We start from the raw sequence: 16233 nt of genomic DNA on the forward strand, positions 1-16233 counted from the left end.
TCGTCGTTCCTCGTATACCCCTGAATAATTCGCAACCTTGCCGCCCGCATTTGCGAATCCTGCTTACGCCGCCTTCCCCGCGGCTCCTTTCCAATGGCCAAACAAAAAGACGACACGCCCAAACGGGTTAATATTCTGAACCGCCGTGCCAGCCACGAGTATGCTTTCCTGGTGAAGTACGATGCGGGCATTATGCTGCAAGGCACTGAAATCAAGAGCATCCGGGATGGTAGCGTCCAGATTCAGGACGGCTTCTGCAGCTTCCACCCCGATGGCAGCCTGTGGGTGCACAACCTCACCATTGCCAAATACACTGAGGGTACCTACAACAACCACGAGCCTACCCGCCCGCGCAAGCTGCTGCTGAATAAGCGCGAGCTGAAGCAACTGGCCAACAAAAATCAGGAGCAAGGCCTGACGATTATTCCCATTCGGATGTTTGTGAACGACCGGGGCTTTGCCAAGCTGGAAATTGCCCTGGCCAAAGGCAAAAAGCTGTTTGATAAGCGCGACGACCTGAAAGCCAAAGATCAGAAGCGCGAAATGGACCGCGCCAAGGAGTACTAGCCCTGTTGGTAGGCCAAAGGTGTTTTTGCACAGAAGTTTGGCTGGCTGAAGTTTAAGCCGCAGCTTCGTGCGAAAATCAAAAAGTAGACGCGGCCTCCGGCTTACCTTTACGCCCGATGAGCAGTACGCTCATCGTGTCACTATTTCACTATTTCACCACTTTGGAACACGGAGTCTGCGCTCTGAGCGCCGTGCCAGTGCGGGCCGAACCGACAGATAAGGCCGAAATTGTTACTCAGCTCATCTTCGGGGAGTGCTATTCTATTCTGCTCACCCAGGGCAACTGGTATCAGGTGCGCCTGGCCGCCGATCAGTATGTGGGCTGGATTGACGTGAAACAGCATTTGTCCGTGTCGGTGGAGTACCTGCACGCCTGGCAAGCCCAAGACCACCCCCGCACCTTAGATGTGGTGCAAATGGTAAGCGACCATGGTTCACGGATTCCCGTCACGCTAGGGGCTAGGTTGCCGTTCTTCGATGGCATGACGCTGCGCCTTGGTGAGCGGCAGTTTTTCTACAACGGGGCCGCTACTAACCCCCAAAACGGCCACGGTCCGCACGGCCCCGTTGACCAGCGTCTGCGTTTGGTGGTCAAAATGGCCCATACTTTTCTGAAGTCGCCGTATTTGTGGGGCGGTAAAACGCTATTCGGTATTGATTGCTCGGGCCTGATGCAGCAGCTCTATGGCCTGGTAGGCGTGCAACTGCCCCGCGATGCGCATCAGCAAATTAATTTGGGCCAGCCCGTGCATTTCGTGGCTCAAACCCGCCCCGGCGACCTGGCCTTTTTCGATAATGCCGACGGCCGCATTGTACACGTGGGGCTGCTGCTGGAAGACCAACAGATTCTGCATGCTAGTGGAGAAGTTCGCATTGACCCCCTAGACCATAACGGCATCTTCCGTCGCGACCTGCAGAAGTACTCCCACAAGCTGCGCCTCATCAAGCGCATCCTGCCCGAGGATTAAGCTGTTTAGCACCCTAGCGGGGCTCGACGTAGCTGCCTTTGTGAGCTAGGCTTGGCCCATCTCGGATACCTAGTAAATGGCCACGGCCACTTGGCCGAACTAAACGGTTTGGCTATTGTTAATGCGCTAAGAATCATCTAGCTTTCTGGCAGACCAGATTCTTTTCTCTTAGCGTGTATGGACCAAAAAGTGCTTGTGTTGAACGGTGACTACACGGCTATTACGCTGTGCAGTGTACAGAAGGCCTTCGTACTTCTGTTTTTGGAGAAAGCCGAATTGATTGCCAAGTCGGATGGGGTGTTGCGTTCGGTAAGCAAAGCGTTTCCGAAGCCCAGCATCATCCGGTTGCAGCGCTACGTGCGTGTGCCCTACAAAGGCATTGCGCTGAGCCGGCATAACATCATGAAGCGAGACCATTTTGAGTGCCAGTATTGCGGCTCTACAAAAAACCTGACGCTAGACCACGTACTGCCTCGAAGTAGGGGCGGCGACTCCAGTTGGAGTAACCTGCTGACGGCCTGTTCCCGCTGCAACCACGCCAAGGGCCACCGTACTCCGCAGGAAGCTGGCCTCACCATCAGGCAGCAGCCCAGAAAGCCAACCCTCACGGGGTTCCTCAAACTCAGCGCCGGTACCCTCGACCAAAACTGGCACCCCTATCTGCACTAAAGCCGGCAGCCCCCTGGGCCGACCGGCTTTTTTATTGCTTGCTAGGGGTATGGCTATATAGCTACCTAGCTGAACAGGTGTATAAAAGCCAAAACGCGTCGTTGCAGGAGCAACGACGCGTTTTGGTAGTGCAGTAAGTAACAGCCTTTAGCTGGCGCCATTAGATACTTTACCTCCGCTCGCAAAGGCAAGCAGGTCGCGGTTCAGGCGCTCTTTCTCTGTTACGAATAGGCCGTGAGGCGCACCGCTGTATTCAATAAACTGAGCGTGCGGTACATATTGTGTCATCCGCTCGCCGCTTACTTTGGCCGGTACTGTTTCATCAGAACTGCCATGAATAACAAGGGTAGGAACCTTCAGTGCTGCTAGGTCTTCGCGGAAGTCAGTAGCGGCAAAGGCGTATACGCACTGTTCCGTTGCGCGGGGCGAGGCCAACTGAGTCATTGACTGCATCCAGTCGAGGGTAGCTTGGCTTACGGGGTGTTTGATGGTGCCCACGCCAAAAAACTGCTTGCCAAAGGTCTGCAAAAAGTCAAACCGGTCTTCCTGAATACCGGCCACCATCTTATCGAAGTTAGCTTTAGGCGCACCGTCGGGGTTATCGTCGGTTTTAAGCAGAAACGGCGTTACGGCTGAGACGAAAGCCACACGGCTCACACGGGCGCCACCATAGCGGCTCATGTAGCGGGCCACTTCGCCGCCTCCCATCGAGAAGCCAACCAGCGTCACGTTTTGTAGATCTAAAGTATCCAGCACGGCTTTCAGGTCGTCGGCGAACGTGTCATAGTCGTTGCCTTCCCATGTTTTCGAGGAATTACCGAATCCTCGGCGAGTGTAGGCAATTACCCGGTTGCCATGCTTAGGTAGCTCTGCCAATTGGTATTCCCACATTTCGTAGGTAGCTGGCCAGCCATGAATCAGCACGATAGGATTGCCTTGACCCTGATCGATATAGTGCAGTTTGACGTCGTTGCCATGGGCATCGGTGCCCGCCTTTATGTAACTCATAACCGAAAGAAAAAGTGGTGTTGGTGAATAGGTTAGGGGTAGTATGTTGCTACATACGGCCGTGCTTAATGCCACGGATAAGCAATGCCAAGATGTTGCACCCGGTTGGAAGGCTAGCCTGATTCTGCTTTCTTTGAGCTAATGAGCAACTCGTATTCCTATCGACTCCCCGCTTTGGCCCGCTTTCTGGCTGCGCCACTAGGCCTTGGCTTACTCCTGACCGCCTGTAACTCAGGCTCCGATTCCTCGGCCTCGCAAACTACGGCTACTACCCCCGCTGGCCCCGCCGACTCTCCTGGCACGTGGTACCGCCAATACCGCGGCTTGCTGCCCGGCTCCGCTGACAGCGTTACGATTCATCTGCAAAACCTCGGCGACATTCCCGAAGAATCTACACTGGGGCCCGTAGTAGGCTACTATGCTACTTCCGATGGGCGCCCCTATGAGCTATCCGGCGTGCCTGGCATAAACCCCGACAGCCTGTACTTGCGCGATGTAAGCGTGGAAGTAGTAGGTGACAAGGAATCGGGCCCGCGCTGGATGCTCAAGCAGGACGGCACGCGCCTGGTAGGCACCCGCGACGGGCAGCCCGTGGTACTGCGGCGTTTGCAGCCGCCCGTTGGCGTCAGCTTTGTTTCGCGCAGCTTCTCTTCGGAAGTTCCGGCTCGTCCGGGCCAGCCACAGGATAGCGTTTCAGGCCGCATTACCATGCAGGCACTTATTCCGGTTTCGGGAGCTAGTAAAGATGCGTTGGCAGCCAACATCGTGCGTGGCCTGCGCGGTGACTCCGTAGAAACCAAGCCAGCTCCGGCGCTGGAAGATGTATGGAAAGAGCAGTCGGCCACGTTTACGCGTGACTATCAAAAGGAAGTTGGTCCTTTGGTTGCTAAGCCTAAAACACCGAGCGAATACAGCCCCCAGGCCGCGCTAGCCTATGAGCAGTCATCCAACACCTATGTACTCTGGAATGACGGCAACCTGCTGAGCCTGGGCTATTTCGGCTACGACTTCTCGGGGGGCGCGCATGGCATGTATGGCACCTACGTCCGGAGCTATGATACCCGTACCGGCCGCGGCCTGGGCTATGATGATATCTTCCGCGAGGGTACCAAAAAGCAGCTGGAAGCGGTAATTGGCCGCTATGCCCGCCCGGCCTTGGGTCTGCAGCCCAATGAGCCCCTTTCAACCGAACTGACGACGAACACGCTGCCCGTTACGCGCAATGTGTACCTGACCAGCGGCGGCGCGGTGTTTGTGTATCTGCCTTTTGAAGTGGCCTCGTTTGACCAAGGTGAAATCAAAGTGTTTGTGCCGATGGTAGCGTTGCAGTCTTTCCTGAAGCCTGGCCTGCCGATTGGCGGTGGGGGAGCGGTAGCAACGCGGTAGGTCCGGCTACTACCCCCTCCAATCAGTTAAACTGCTCTGTTTGCTTGCTGCCCTACTGGCCGAAGCAAACAGAGCAGTTTAGTTTATAACGGTATGTATTGAACATAGTGTCGAGCCTAGGCGTTAATGAATGAAATAAGAACCCTCCCTGTACGCTTGTGCAAAATCCGGCCCTTTTCTGGCTGTTCATTCGGCAGCTAAGCAGAAGCGGTATCTTTGTAGCCGTTTCTCTTACCCACCCCGTATGCAAGCACCCAAATTCGCAGCCTCTCGTTCCTTTCATCAGGAACTGAAGCGCCGCACTAATGCCTATTTCCAGGAAGCTGGCAAATCCACCACTGGCGATGCTAGCTTATTCATCAAGGCCGTCATCCTGACGGTTTCGTTCGTAGCAGTGTATCTGCACCTGGTTTTCCTTACGCCCTCTACTTGGGTTGCTCTGGCGGAGTGCGCATTACTAGGCCTGATTGGCTCGGCAATAGGTTTCAACGTCATGCACGACGGAGCGCACGGTTCATTCAGCAAGAAGCGTTGGGTCAATCAGTTTGCCTCGTTTACGCTAAATGTGTTGGGTGGTAATAGCTTTATGTGGAACGTAAAGCACAACCTCATTCACCACATGTATACCAACGTGGATGGTGTGGATGATGACCTGGACGCGCAGCCGTGGTTGCGCCTGAGCAGCACGCAGCCTCGCCACCGCTTGCACCGCTTTCAGCACCTGTATTTCTGGTTTTTCTATGCCCTACTCTTCATTGCCTGGGTGTTCTTCATGGATTACCAGAAGTATTTCAAGGGCAAAGTAGGCGAGATGCCGCTTAAGAAAATGACAGCCGCCGACCAGGGCGTGTTCTGGGGCTTCAAAGCCCTGCACCTGTTCCTGTTTGTAGCACTTCCTATTTACACTACTGGGTTTGTGGCGTGGTTGCTTGGGTTCATCGTGTTTACCACGGTAGTAGGCTTCACCATGAGCATCGTGTTTCAGTTGGCGCATACCGTGGAGCACACCGCTTTCCCAATGCCCGACGAAATCACGAATAAGCTGGAAGATGAGTGGGCTATTCACCAAATCAAGACGACGGCCAACTTCGCTACCGATAGCAAAGTCATCAGCTGGTTGGTAGGTGGTTTGAACTTCCAGGTAGAGCACCACTTGTTCCCCACTATCTCGCACGTGCACTACCCAGCCCTGAACAAAATTATCCGTCAGGCCTGCGAGGAGTTCGGCGTGGAGTACAACGAATATCCGAAGATGCGCTATGCCGTTGCCTCGCACGTTGCCCACCTGCGGCAGCTAGGCCGAGCGTAAGATGAGAGTACATTAAAAAAGGGCTGCTTTACCAAAAGCAGCCCTTTTTTAATGTACTTGTGATATGAAGCAACTCGCTATTTATGTCTGCCTGTTTCTATTGAGCTTCCATTTGTCTTGGGGCCAAACAGGAAGTATCCGGGGTGTATTATTTAACAAGCCTGAAAACAGGGGCTTTGCATACAACGCTACGATTGTATTACGTGAGTTGAAGATGGGGGATATTTCAGACTCGTTAGGGCATTTTGCCATTAAAAACGTCCCAATAGGTATTTACGAAGTAGAAATTTATAGTCCTGGATATCGTGATACAACGATTACAAGCGTTCGAGTCGTTGATAATACGGTAACGCCATTGAATATCAATTTCCCAATAGGATGTCACGTACTCAATCACGAGAATGGTAGGTGCCCCTACTGTAAGAAATCTGATGAATCAATTCCAATCATTTATGGCTTTCCTGATAAACGGATGATGGATCGTGCTAAAAGGAATAAAGTGAGGCTAGGAGGTTGTCAGCTAACGGGTTGTGACCCTCAATGGTATTGCAAAAGAGACGAACGGGAGTTCTAACACAACTTATTATAAACACAAATACTCTGCGGCAAACTCCTTATCTTTGCGCCCCCGCCAGGGTGGCGAGGCCGGCGCAATGGCGCTGTGTATCAAACAAAAACGCGTTCCGGAGGCGGGCCCTGCGCCGGACGTGTACACGAGGGCCAATGCTAATATCATGGCAGAAGTAGTAGACAACTTCGACTGGGACAACGTTTCAGCCAGCAGCTTTGGTGGTAACTATACCGCTGAGCAGCGCGCTGAAATGGAGCAGATGTACAGCGAAACGCTGACCACTGTTCAGGAGGAAGAAGTAATCAAAGGCACCGTTGTAGGCATCACTGAGCGCGACGTAATCCTGAACATCGGCTTCAAATCCGATGGTCTGGTGCCCCTTTCTGAATTCCGCGACCTGCCCGAGCTGAAAATCGGCGACGAGGTTGAGGTATTCATCGAAGACCAGGAAGACCAGAACGGTCAGCTGATCCTGAGCCGTAAGAAGGCTAAGATTAAGCAGGCTTGGAAAGCTATTTACGACGCTCTGGAGAACGACACCGTTCTCGAAGGTGTAGTAAAGCGTCGTACCAAAGGTGGTCTGATCATGGATCTGGACGGCGTTGAAGCCTTCCTGCCCGGCTCGCAGATTGATGTGAAGCCTATCCGTGACTTCGACATCTATGTTGGTCGTCGTATGGAAGTGAAAGTGGTGAAAATCAACGCCGCTTTCGACAACGTGGTAGTTTCGCACAAAGTCCTGATCGAGAAAGACCTCGAGAAGCAGCGCGAAGCCATCCTCAACAACCTGGAAAAAGGCCAGATCCTCGAGGGCGTTATCAAGAACATGACCAACTTCGGTGTGTTCATCGACCTTGGTGGCGTAGACGGTCTGCTGCACATCACGGACATCTCGTGGGGCCGCATCGCTCACCCGAGCGAAGTACTGCAGCTCGACCAGAAGCTGAACATCGTAGTTCTGGACTTCGACGAAGCCAAGAAGCGTATCAGCCTCGGTCTGAAGCAGCTGACTCCTCACCCATGGGATTCGCTGCCCGCCGATATGGGCGTAGGCTCGAAGGTGAAAGGCCGCATCGTGAACGTGGCCGACTATGGCGCGTTTATGGAAATCATCCCTGGCGTAGAAGGCCTGATCCACGTTTCAGAAATGAGCTGGAGCCAGCACCTGCGTAACCCGCAGGACTTCATCAAGCAGGGCGACGTAGTAGAGGCTCAGATCCTGACCCTCGACCGCGAAGACCGTAAGATGAGCCTGGGCATCAAGCAACTGAGCGAAGATCCATGGACTCGCGGCGACTTCGGCACGAAGTACGCTGTAGGTACCAAGCACAACGGTCTGGTGCGTAACCTGACCAACTTCGGCCTGTTCGTAGAGCTGGAAGAAGGTGTGGATGGCCTCGTGCACGTTTCGGACCTGTCGTGGACCAAGAAGATCAAGCATCCTTCAGAAGTTGTGAAGGTAGGTGACCGTCTGGACGTAGTAGTTCTGGAACTGGACGTAGCTAACCGTCGTCTGGCCCTGGGCCACAAGCAGCTGGAAGAAAACCCCTGGGATACGTTCCAGACGGTGTTCACTCCTGGCTCGGTGCACAAGGCTACCATCACCGAGAAAAACGACCGTGGTGCCGTGCTCGAGTTGCCATACGGCATCGAGGGCTTCGCATATCCTAAGTCGCTGGTGAAGGAAGACAACAGCAACGCTGAAAACGGCGAGACGCTGGACTTCCGCGTAGTTGAGTTCTCGAAGGATGACCGTCGCATCGTGCTGTCGCACACTGCGGTGTTCAACCAGCAGCAGGAAGAAGATAGCCGCGCTGCCAAGTTCGCGAAGAAGAAGCCCGCTACTGGTGCAGCTGCTGCCCAAGGCGAAGGCAAACTCAGCGACCTGAAGAAGCCTGCTACGGCTGAAAAGTCGACCCTCGGTGACCTGGACGCTCTGTCGGCTCTGCGCGACAAGATGATGGGCAACGAGCGTGACGCTGAGTAGTCATGGCTTTAGCTCTCCTGCCTACCTAGGAAGGAATAGCTAGAAGTTGTAACAAGAGGCCCCGGAGCAATCCGGGGCCTTTTTGTTGCGGCCTAGTTGAAGGCGGTACGGTTGGGGCGAATGCAAGGGGTAGTAGAAAATTTCCTGCACAATGCCAAGTACTTACCCAAACACTAGGCTAAAAACCGGTGTCTATCTTGGCATAAGTCAGATTAAGCCGTATGTTTGCATCCTCAAAACCACTGGTGACGTGACCGAGTGGCTAGGTAGAGGTCTGCAAAACCTCCTACAGCGGTTCGAATCCGCTCGTCACCTCTTTTCCTGTTTTCAGAGTGCCTAGTGCCCCGGTTGATTAGCCCCGACCGGGGTTTTTTGCGTGTAGGGGGTAGGGCACGAGAAATTTTTAGGTGGCATATTGCCTGAAAATGACGTAGGTACGGGAAGCGACTAGTGAAAGGCAGAGAATGTATTTCCTGACGCATTATCCCTACATTTCATTCTCGCGTAGAAACGCGCACGTAAGTATAGTTTCCACCTCTCTCCCGTATGAAGATAATTGACCTCCGCACTATGCGCGGCCCCAGCTACTGGTCCGTGAAGCATCACAAACTGATTGTGATGAAAGTGGACTTAGAGGACCTAGCTGATGTGTGGTCGAATAGCGTGCCGGCCTTGGCTGAGCAACTGCCGCTGCTGCTGCCCGAACTAGGCCAGCCTCAGCCCGCAGAAACTGAGAAGTCGCTGCAGAAGCACCCGCCGCTTACCGAAGAGCAGCTGACGGATGGTGAGCCAATCGGCCATGTCATTCAGCACGTAGCACTGGCGTTGCAGCGCATGGCCGGTATGCCCGTGTACTGGGGGAAATCGTATCCGGCATACCAGCCAGGTGTAGAATTTGTAGTATTCAGCTACCAAGAAGAGCGCGCCGGCCGAGTAGCAGCCGAAGCTGCCGTACAGCTAGTAGACGACGTAAGCCAGGGCCGCCCGGTGAACGTGAAGGCCATTGTTGATGAGCTGCACGAGATTCGGGAGGATGAGTTTTTCGGGCCCAGCACCTGGAGCATTGTTTCCGAGGCTGCCTCGCGCAACATTCCATACATCCAGCTTAAGAACAGCAGCATCATCCAGCTTGGGTACGGCGTCAATCAGAAACGCATCTGGGCCACTACCACTAGCTACACCTCGCACGCAGGGGTGGAGGTAGCCGGCAATAAAAACCGCACCAAAGCCATGCTCAAAGACTCCGGAGTGCCGGTACCTAATGGTACCACGGTATACTCGGAGGATGGGCTGCGCGACGCGGTAGAAGAACTAGGCTTCCCAATCGTAACGAAGCCCCTAGACGGCAACCACGGCAAAGGCGCCACCATTCGGATAATGAATTGGGAAGATGCCGTGGAGGGCCTTAAAGCAGCGCAGAAGTATTCGCGGGCTGTAATTGTAGAGCAATTCATTGAGGGCCACGACTACCGCATGCTGGTGGTAAACGGGCGACTGATTGCGGCTGCTAAGCGTACTCCCGCAGCCGTGAAAGGCGACGGCAGCAGCACGATTCAGCAGCTTATCGATAAGGTAAACGAAGACCCGCGCCGGGGTGTGGGCCACGAAAAGGTACTCACCAGCATCAAAGCCGACCAGCACACCCAGGACCTGCTGAAAGCCAATGGGCTCACTCTAGAATCAGTGCTGCCAGCTGGGCAGGAAGTGTACCTGAAGAGTACCGCTAATATCAGCACCGGGGGCACGGCTACCGATGTAACGGACCTAGTGCATCCGTACAACGTGCTGCTAGCAGAACGCGTGGCCGGCATCGTAGGCCTAGATATTTGCGGCATCGATTTGCTGACCTCCGATATTGCCATTCCGCTGAATGAAACGCGCGGTGCCGTTATCGAGGTGAATGCGGCCCCGGGCTTCCGGATGCACATTTCTCCTACCGAAGGCCTGCCGCGCAACGTAGCGGCTCCGGTGGTAGATATGCTGTTTCCGCAAGGCAGCACGGCCCGTATCCCGATTATTGCCATTACGGGCACCAATGGCAAAACCACCACTACTCAGCTTATAGCGCACATTGTGGGCTCGAAGGGGTATAAGGTGGGCCACACCACTACCAATGGCATCTATATACAAGGCGTGCAGCTGCAAAGCGGCGACTGTACGGGTGGCCAGAGTGCGGAATTTGTCCTGAAAGATCCGACCGTAAACTTTGCAGTGCTGGAAACGGCTCGGGGCGGAATGCTGCGCTCGGGGCTAGGTTTCCATACCTGCGATGTGGCTGTGGTAACCAACGTAGCCGCCGACCACTTGGGCATGCGCGATATTTACACGGTAGAGGAAATGGCCGCCGTAAAAGGTGTACTACCCCGCACCGTGCGCAAAAACGGTTGGGCCGTGCTGAATGCCGACAACGACCTAGTGTACGCTATGCGCGAGAAACTGGAGTGCCGCGTGGCGCTATTCAGCATGAATGAGCACAGCCCGCGCATCAGGGAGCATGCTGAAAATGGTGGCCTAGCTGCCGTGTATGAGGAAGGCTACATCACGATTTATAAAAACAGCTATAAGCTCCGTATCGACCGGGCTTCCGAGTTCCCCATCACGTTCGGTGGGAGGGCCACGTTTAACATTGAAAACTCGTTGGCGGCGGCCCTGGCTTGCTATTGCTACGGATTCGATAAGGACGATATCAAACAGGCGCTACGCACGTTTGTGTCGTCGGCGGCCAAAACGCCGGGCCGAATGAACGTGTACAAATTCCCGGACTTCGAGGTGATTGTCGACTACGCGCACAATACGCACGGTATCGAGAAGTTCGGCGAATTCTTGGAGGCTACTCAGGCAACACGCAAGGTGGGCGTCATTTCAGGGCTAGGCGACCGGCGCGACGAAGACACGATAGGCTTCTCTCGGATAGCCGGCCGTATTTTCGATGAGATTGTGCTACGCCAAGACCGTGACCTGCGGGGTAAAACGGCTGAGGAACTGAAAGAAATCATGACCCGCGGCCTACGGCTGGATGCTCCGGAAGTGCCCATCACCTACATCGAAAACGAGATGGAAGCCATTGACCACGTGCTGCATACCGCTGTGCCTGGCTCCGTTATCGTGCTCTTCACGGAGAATATTAAAGGCACTATTCAGAAGCTAGATGAGTTTGAGGCTTCTTTGAAGGTTTAAGACCAAAAGATACCTAGCAGCTAAACAGAAAAAGCCCCGACTGGTACCAGTCGGGGCTTTTTCTGTTTTGGGTACCTAGCAGAATGGCTTTCACCATCTGCTAGGGTTCAGGATAGGCTACTTCAGCGTGAACGTGGTTTTGCCGATCATCACACCACCTTCGTAGAGTTCTACAGTGTGCAGACCGGTTTTGTACGGAGCACCTTTGGCGTAAAGGAACTGCACGGGCTGGCGAGTATTGTCATACACGATGTCTTGCTTAGCCGTGTAGAAGGCTTCAGCGCCATCAATCATGAAGGTGCCACCGCCAGTGCTCAGGTTGTACAGAGCAGCGCCATCGGGCTCAATCAGACGCATCATGATCTGCTTGGTTTCCTTCGGCGATACATCGTTGCGGGCCAGGTTGAAGGTCACTTTAATCTTTTCGACCCGCTTCGCCTTGAATTCGTTGTCCTCATCCGCCTTTTCTTTCTCACGGCTGTTTACCACGCCAATGCGGATGTTTTCAGCTTGCAAGCGCGAGGCCACCGCTACTTTTTCGCTGAGCTCCTGGTTGGAGCGCACTACCGTCGAGATGGTGTCAGTGAGTTTGTTCTGACGCTCTTTCAGGGTAGTAGTTTCGGTGTACAGCGCTTCGTTGTCGGCTTTCAGCTGGGCGATTTCCTCGTCTTTCTTGCGGAGCTGCACTTCGAAGTTAGCGGCACGCTGCTTAAAGCGGCGCTGCTCCGTGATGCTGAAGGAACCGGCCCGGAAAGAGCGCAGCTTCAGCAGGTCGGCGTTGATCTGGGAGAGTTTGGCTTCCAATGAATCGTTGGCCAAGCCCATGCCCTGTACTTCCTGGCTCTGGCGCTCGTAATCGGCTTTCAGGGCCTCGTATTGTTTAATCTGCTCCTCCAACTTCGCATCCTTCGTCACCACGTCAGCCTGGAGCTGCTCGTTCTGCTTGGTCTTTTGCTGGTTCATATAAAACAGCAAGCCATTGATGCCAAGCAGCACCAAGATAAGGGCCACAATCAGGAGTACGCGGTTATTGTTCTTCGGCTCGGGGTTGTGGTCTTGTTCCATCGAAAGAGGGGTTAAGTGAAGCCCGGAGAGTCCGGGCGCAGGTAGTACCTTTAGGGCAAAAATAACGGAGTTCCGTACCCAGGCAAGTGCCGAAGGTACAACCCTGCTACAATATGTCTCGGAAACTGCAATTTGATGCTGCGTATTGGCAAAATCGCTACACCACCAGTCAGACCGGCTGGGATGTGGGGGGCATAACGCCGCCGCTACAGGAATATTTTAGGCAGCTCGGCCCGCCTGATGACCGCCGCATCCTGATTCCGGGCGCGGGTAGGGGATATGAGGCTGAATTCCTACATACGCAGGGCTGGCCGAATGTATTCGTAGTTGATCTGGCTCCACAGCCGCTCCAAGACTTGCAGGCCCGTGTGCCGGACTTCCCGGCGGAGCATCTGCTGCTTCAAGATTTTTTTGACCTAGCGCCAGACCAGCCTTTTGATCTGTTGGTAGAACAGACCTTCTTTTGCGCCCTCGACCCCAGCTTGCGGCCCGCGTATGCACGCCAGTGCGCTACCCTCTTGCGGCCCGGCGGAACCCTGATGGGACTGTTGTTCGATACGGAGTTTACGCAGCCTGGGCCCCCATTTGGCGGTACCCGCGAGGAGTATCGGCAGTACTTTGAGCCGTACTTTACCCTAGTACATTTCGATACGGCCACAAACTCCATTCCGCCCCGCCAAGGCCGCGAGTTGTTTATTTGCCTTACTAAAAAGTAGCGCGCATTCCAGCTTCGTGCATTCTGGCTTGATTTCACTAGCTAGGCTACTTTCACTACTACCTTAGGCGCGGCGCTGGAGCTGCGCGCTACCTACTACCCTCCAAAATGCTTGAAACCCTCGCTAAAGCCCTACCAAACTTTCGCCATACTGATTCCGGCCAGTTTTTTCTGATGGCAGGCCCCTGCGTGATTGAAGGCGAAGACATGGCCCTGCGTATTGCGGAGCAGGTGCGCCAGCTCACCGATAAGCTCCAGATTCCATTCATCTTCAAAGGCTCGTACCGCAAGGCCAACCGCTCTCGCCTAGACTCTTACACTGGCATCGGCGACGAAAAAGCGCTGCGGATTCTGCAGAAGGTAAGCCGCGAAATTGGCGTGCCTACGGTCACGGATATCCACGAGTCGGATGAGGCGGCGCTGGCGGCTGAATACGTAGATGTGCTCCAGATTCCGGCCTTCCTGTGCCGGCAGACCGATTTGCTGATTGCCGCCGCTAAAACCGGTAAGGTGGTAAATATTAAAAAAGGCCAGTTTTTAAGTGGCGAATCAATGCAGTTTGCCGTTGACAAGGTGCAGCAGTCAGGCAATGAGCACGTTATTCTGACGGACCGTGGCAACTCGTTCGGCTATTCCGACCTAGTAGTGGACTTCCGTAACCTGCCCGCCATGCGCGCGTTTGGCGTGCCTGTAGTGATGGACGTAACGCACTCCTTGCAGCAGCCCAACCAAAGCAGCGGCGTGACGGGCGGCAAGCCGGCTCTCATCGAAACGATTGCTAAAGCGGCCATTGCCGTAGGTGCCGATGGCCTGTTCATTGAAACGCACCCAACGCCCGCCACAGCCAAATCTGATGGCGCCAATATGCTAGCTCTCGACCAATTGGAGCAACTTTTAGTGAAGCTAACCCGGGTGCGAGAAGCAATTCGCTAGGGTCCAAAAATTAGCAAACAGGTTTCCTTTTAGCTGAGCTTAAGGGCAGCCTGATTGTGAAAACATCCGGTATATTTGTTTCGTTGTAAACGAAAGTAGCAGGAAGCATACGCCTCCTGCTACCGATGCCACTAGGTGCTGAACAAGAGGTAAAGTCCTCCTATCCCGCCTAGCGCGGCCACTACTTTCACCACGAAAGTAGTGGTGACATGGAGTGAGCATTGGAAACGAAGCCCATCCATATCAGTACGACCCTGTCCCATACCAATGGATTTGAGGGTGGCCAAATCACCCACTTATCCTGAAGCCCGTGCTCGCAACACGGGCTTCACTGCTTTTCAAGCAGCCGCATTGGCGGGGTGACAACCGTACGCGTGCTAAATATACTAGTATTTAAACGGTTTGTTTTGCTATTTAATTTAGTAATCAGTCATTTGCTAGATGCGGTTTAAGCAGAAAGCCACTTTGTCTTTTCTAACAGCATATCTACCACGTTATCAAACCGCAGTGAGAAGTGCTGCTTCGGCTGATTGCGGCGGAAGAAAACCAAGCCGATATAAAACAGGTCAATAGTCAAGGTTACGTCAGGATGCTGCTTGATGGCTTCCCAAGCGCGTTCCATTTCCGCTGACCAGTGAATATCATCTAGCACGAACACACTGTGCTCCATGCGGTGCTGGTTCATGAGCTCAAAGTAGCGCAGGGTAGGCTCGTAGCGGTGGTTACCATCAAAAAACGCAAAATCGACGGGGGCCTTTAGGGCGGCTAGGGCAGGGGCCAAGGTAGCATCCAGGTTACCTTCTATCAGTTCTATATTTCGCAGGCCTAGCTTCGTGAACGTATCCTGGGCCACTGATGCTGTTTGCGGGCAGCCCTCAAACGTGAGTACATGGGCGCGGGTGTTGGCGGCGGCCAGATAGCTAGTCGTCAGGCCCAGAGATGTGCCGAGTTCCAGCACCGTGCGCGGTTGGAAATGATTGACTAGGCGAAACAGCAGCTGCCCTAGCTTGGGCGGTTTGGCGGCTGTGCGCGCAATGTCGCGCACCTGACGTACGCGCCCAGCGCCCGTGTGAGAGCCGGCCCCAAAATCTTGTACCTGAATGCTACCAGGATCCGCCAGCAGCTCTTGTCGCCGAGCTTCTACGGCGTCGTAAGCTCTAAAGTGGCCAGTGTGGTTTACTACGTGCGTGTACAGCCCAAACACAAACGGAGAGTGCAATCCGTGCGCATTGCCGGAGCGAAGTAAAAAGCGGAGGTAGCTAACAGCCTGAAACAGCAACGGCAGAAGTAAAACGTGGGCAAAGCGATGCTTCGGCCTGATTTGAAAAAGGAGGGGGTAGTGGGCGGATGTTCTTTCTCACGAAAAGCCGCGGCCCGTGCGGCCGGCGAAGATACCGAACGCCACAAAAAAAGCCGCCCCGATGGTGCATCGGAGCGGCTGATTATGTTGTGCGCCTAGGGTTAGTTCAGGCGGTAAGGCACCACCAATGTGAACTCCGGAATATCAACCGTGAATTCGCTGCCGTCCATAACGCGCTCCATCTGGTAGGTGCCGCGCATCTTGCCCAGCCCCGATTTCAGATTACAGCCAGAAACGTACTGGTGTGCTTCACCGGGTTCCAGCACGGGTTGCTGGCCCACCACGCCTTCGCCCTCCACCTCGCGCACTACGCCGTTGGCATCGTAGATGTACCAATGACGGCGTAGTAGCTTTACAGTGAATTCGCTGTTGTTGCGGATATCGATTTTGTAAGCAAAAACGTAGTGTTCCTGACCCGGGCTCGAGTAATCGGGCAGGTAGTTGGTGGTAACGCTGACGGTTACTCCCTGGGTGGTGGTAGTATTCATAACGCCTGGGGTCCGGGGTAGAAAAAAGCT

At 54.2% G+C, this 16233-nt stretch carries 14 protein-coding genes and 1 tRNA gene; 11 read left to right on the plus strand and 4 right to left on the minus strand.

Going from position 1 to position 16233, the window contains the following annotated elements:
- Positions 1 to 93 precede the first annotated feature (93 nt).
- From smpB to ACYVHC_RS13315, 3 genes are all read left to right on the plus strand, one after another.
- Complete coding sequence (gene smpB, locus ACYVHC_RS13305; RefSeq protein WP_460614216.1) at positions 94 to 567, plus strand: SsrA-binding protein; 474 nt, start codon at positions 94 to 96, stop codon at positions 565 to 567.
- Between the two features lie 116 nt (positions 568 to 683).
- A complete protein-coding gene (locus ACYVHC_RS13310; protein ID WP_460614217.1) occupies positions 684 to 1535 on the plus strand; it encodes a C40 family peptidase in 852 nt (283 codons plus the stop codon).
- 177 nt (positions 1536 to 1712) lie between these two features.
- Entirely contained in the window at positions 1713 to 2204 is a 492-nt protein-coding gene (locus ACYVHC_RS13315) for an HNH endonuclease (protein ID WP_460614218.1), read from the plus strand.
- A gap of 147 nt (positions 2205 to 2351) precedes the next feature.
- Here ACYVHC_RS13315 and ACYVHC_RS13320 read toward each other — a convergent pair whose 3' ends face one another.
- Positions 2352 to 3212, minus strand: coding sequence for an alpha/beta fold hydrolase (locus ACYVHC_RS13320; RefSeq protein ID WP_460614219.1), 861 nt, complete (start codon positions 3210 to 3212; stop codon positions 2352 to 2354).
- A gap of 141 nt (positions 3213 to 3353) precedes the next feature.
- Here ACYVHC_RS13320 and ACYVHC_RS13325 point away from each other — a divergent pair, with 141 nt between their 5' ends.
- The 6 genes from ACYVHC_RS13325 to cphA all read left to right on the plus strand — a co-directional run bounded on the left by ACYVHC_RS13325 (position 3354) and on the right by cphA (position 11642).
- Positions 3354 to 4598 carry a DUF3298 and DUF4163 domain-containing protein gene (locus ACYVHC_RS13325; protein WP_460614220.1) on the plus strand — a complete coding sequence of 415 codons (1245 nt, stop codon included), beginning with the start codon at positions 3354 to 3356 and terminating at the stop codon, positions 4596 to 4598.
- 244 nt (positions 4599 to 4842) lie between these two features.
- Positions 4843 to 5907: a fatty acid desaturase family protein gene (locus ACYVHC_RS13330; RefSeq protein WP_460614221.1), complete on the plus strand. Its 1065-nt coding sequence runs from the start codon at positions 4843 to 4845 to the stop codon at positions 5905 to 5907.
- Positions 5908 to 5971: 64 nt separating this feature from the next.
- A complete protein-coding gene (locus tag ACYVHC_RS13335) occupies positions 5972 to 6481 on the plus strand; it encodes a carboxypeptidase-like regulatory domain-containing protein (RefSeq protein ID WP_460614222.1) in 510 nt (169 codons plus the stop codon).
- Positions 6482 to 6641: 160 nt separating this feature from the next.
- Positions 6642 to 8465 carry a 30S ribosomal protein S1 gene (gene rpsA / locus ACYVHC_RS13340; RefSeq protein ID WP_460614223.1) on the plus strand — a complete coding sequence of 608 codons (1824 nt, stop codon included), beginning with the start codon at positions 6642 to 6644 and terminating at the stop codon, positions 8463 to 8465.
- A gap of 244 nt (positions 8466 to 8709) precedes the next feature.
- Positions 8710 to 8780 (plus strand) — tRNA-Cys (locus ACYVHC_RS13345).
- Between the two features lie 231 nt (positions 8781 to 9011).
- Positions 9012 to 11642: a cyanophycin synthetase gene (gene cphA, locus ACYVHC_RS13350; protein WP_460614224.1), complete on the plus strand. Its 2631-nt coding sequence runs from the start codon at positions 9012 to 9014 to the stop codon at positions 11640 to 11642.
- Positions 11643 to 11759: 117 nt separating this feature from the next.
- Here cphA and ACYVHC_RS13355 read toward each other — a convergent pair whose 3' ends face one another.
- Positions 11760 to 12707 carry a hypothetical protein gene (locus tag ACYVHC_RS13355; RefSeq protein WP_460614225.1) on the minus strand — a complete coding sequence of 316 codons (948 nt, stop codon included), beginning with the start codon at positions 12705 to 12707 and terminating at the stop codon, positions 11760 to 11762.
- Between the two features lie 113 nt (positions 12708 to 12820).
- Here ACYVHC_RS13355 and ACYVHC_RS13360 point away from each other — a divergent pair, with 113 nt between their 5' ends.
- Together ACYVHC_RS13360 and kdsA are read left to right on the plus strand one after the other, a co-directional pair.
- Positions 12821 to 13423, plus strand: a complete 603-nt coding sequence (locus tag ACYVHC_RS13360) for a class I SAM-dependent methyltransferase (RefSeq protein WP_460614226.1) — start codon at positions 12821 to 12823, stop codon at positions 13421 to 13423.
- Positions 13424 to 13530: 107 nt separating this feature from the next.
- Entirely contained in the window at positions 13531 to 14355 is an 825-nt protein-coding gene (kdsA, locus tag ACYVHC_RS13365) for a 3-deoxy-8-phosphooctulonate synthase (RefSeq protein ID WP_460614228.1), read from the plus strand.
- Positions 14356 to 14803: 448 nt separating this feature from the next.
- Here kdsA and ACYVHC_RS13370 read toward each other — a convergent pair whose 3' ends face one another.
- Complete coding sequence (locus tag ACYVHC_RS13370) at positions 14804 to 15634, minus strand: O-methyltransferase (protein WP_460614229.1); 831 nt, start codon at positions 15632 to 15634, stop codon at positions 14804 to 14806.
- Between the two features lie 182 nt (positions 15635 to 15816).
- The gene (apaG, locus tag ACYVHC_RS13375) at positions 15817 to 16203 is read right to left on the minus strand and encodes a Co(2+)/Mg(2+) efflux protein ApaG (RefSeq protein WP_460614230.1); all 387 of its coding nucleotides are present in this window, start codon (positions 16201 to 16203) and stop codon (positions 15817 to 15819) included.
- Positions 16204 to 16233 lie beyond the last annotated feature (30 nt).

Source organism: Hymenobacter seoulensis (assembly GCF_054780535.1).

Coding starts and splice junctions, on each gene's coding strand:
- smpB (WP_460614216.1), top strand. CDS start 94: ATGGCCAAACAAAAAGACGACACGCCCAAACGGGTTAATATTCTGAAC.
- ACYVHC_RS13310 (WP_460614217.1), top strand. CDS start 684: ATGAGCAGTACGCTCATCGTGTCACTATTTCACTATTTCACCACTTTG.
- ACYVHC_RS13315 (WP_460614218.1), top strand. CDS start 1,713: ATGGACCAAAAAGTGCTTGTGTTGAACGGTGACTACACGGCTATTACG.
- ACYVHC_RS13320 (WP_460614219.1), bottom strand. CDS start 3,212: ATGAGTTACATAAAGGCGGGCACCGATGCCCATGGCAACGACGTCAAA.
- ACYVHC_RS13325 (WP_460614220.1), top strand. CDS start 3,354: ATGAGCAACTCGTATTCCTATCGACTCCCCGCTTTGGCCCGCTTTCTG.
- ACYVHC_RS13330 (WP_460614221.1), top strand. CDS start 4,843: ATGCAAGCACCCAAATTCGCAGCCTCTCGTTCCTTTCATCAGGAACTG.
- ACYVHC_RS13335 (WP_460614222.1), top strand. CDS start 5,972: ATGAAGCAACTCGCTATTTATGTCTGCCTGTTTCTATTGAGCTTCCAT.
- rpsA (WP_460614223.1), top strand. CDS start 6,642: ATGGCAGAAGTAGTAGACAACTTCGACTGGGACAACGTTTCAGCCAGC.
- cphA (WP_460614224.1), top strand. CDS start 9,012: ATGAAGATAATTGACCTCCGCACTATGCGCGGCCCCAGCTACTGGTCC.
- ACYVHC_RS13355 (WP_460614225.1), bottom strand. CDS start 12,707: ATGGAACAAGACCACAACCCCGAGCCGAAGAACAATAACCGCGTACTC.
- ACYVHC_RS13360 (WP_460614226.1), top strand. CDS start 12,821: ATGTCTCGGAAACTGCAATTTGATGCTGCGTATTGGCAAAATCGCTAC.
- kdsA (WP_460614228.1), top strand. CDS start 13,531: ATGCTTGAAACCCTCGCTAAAGCCCTACCAAACTTTCGCCATACTGAT.
- apaG (WP_460614230.1), bottom strand. CDS start 16,203: ATGAATACTACCACCACCCAGGGAGTAACCGTCAGCGTTACCACCAAC.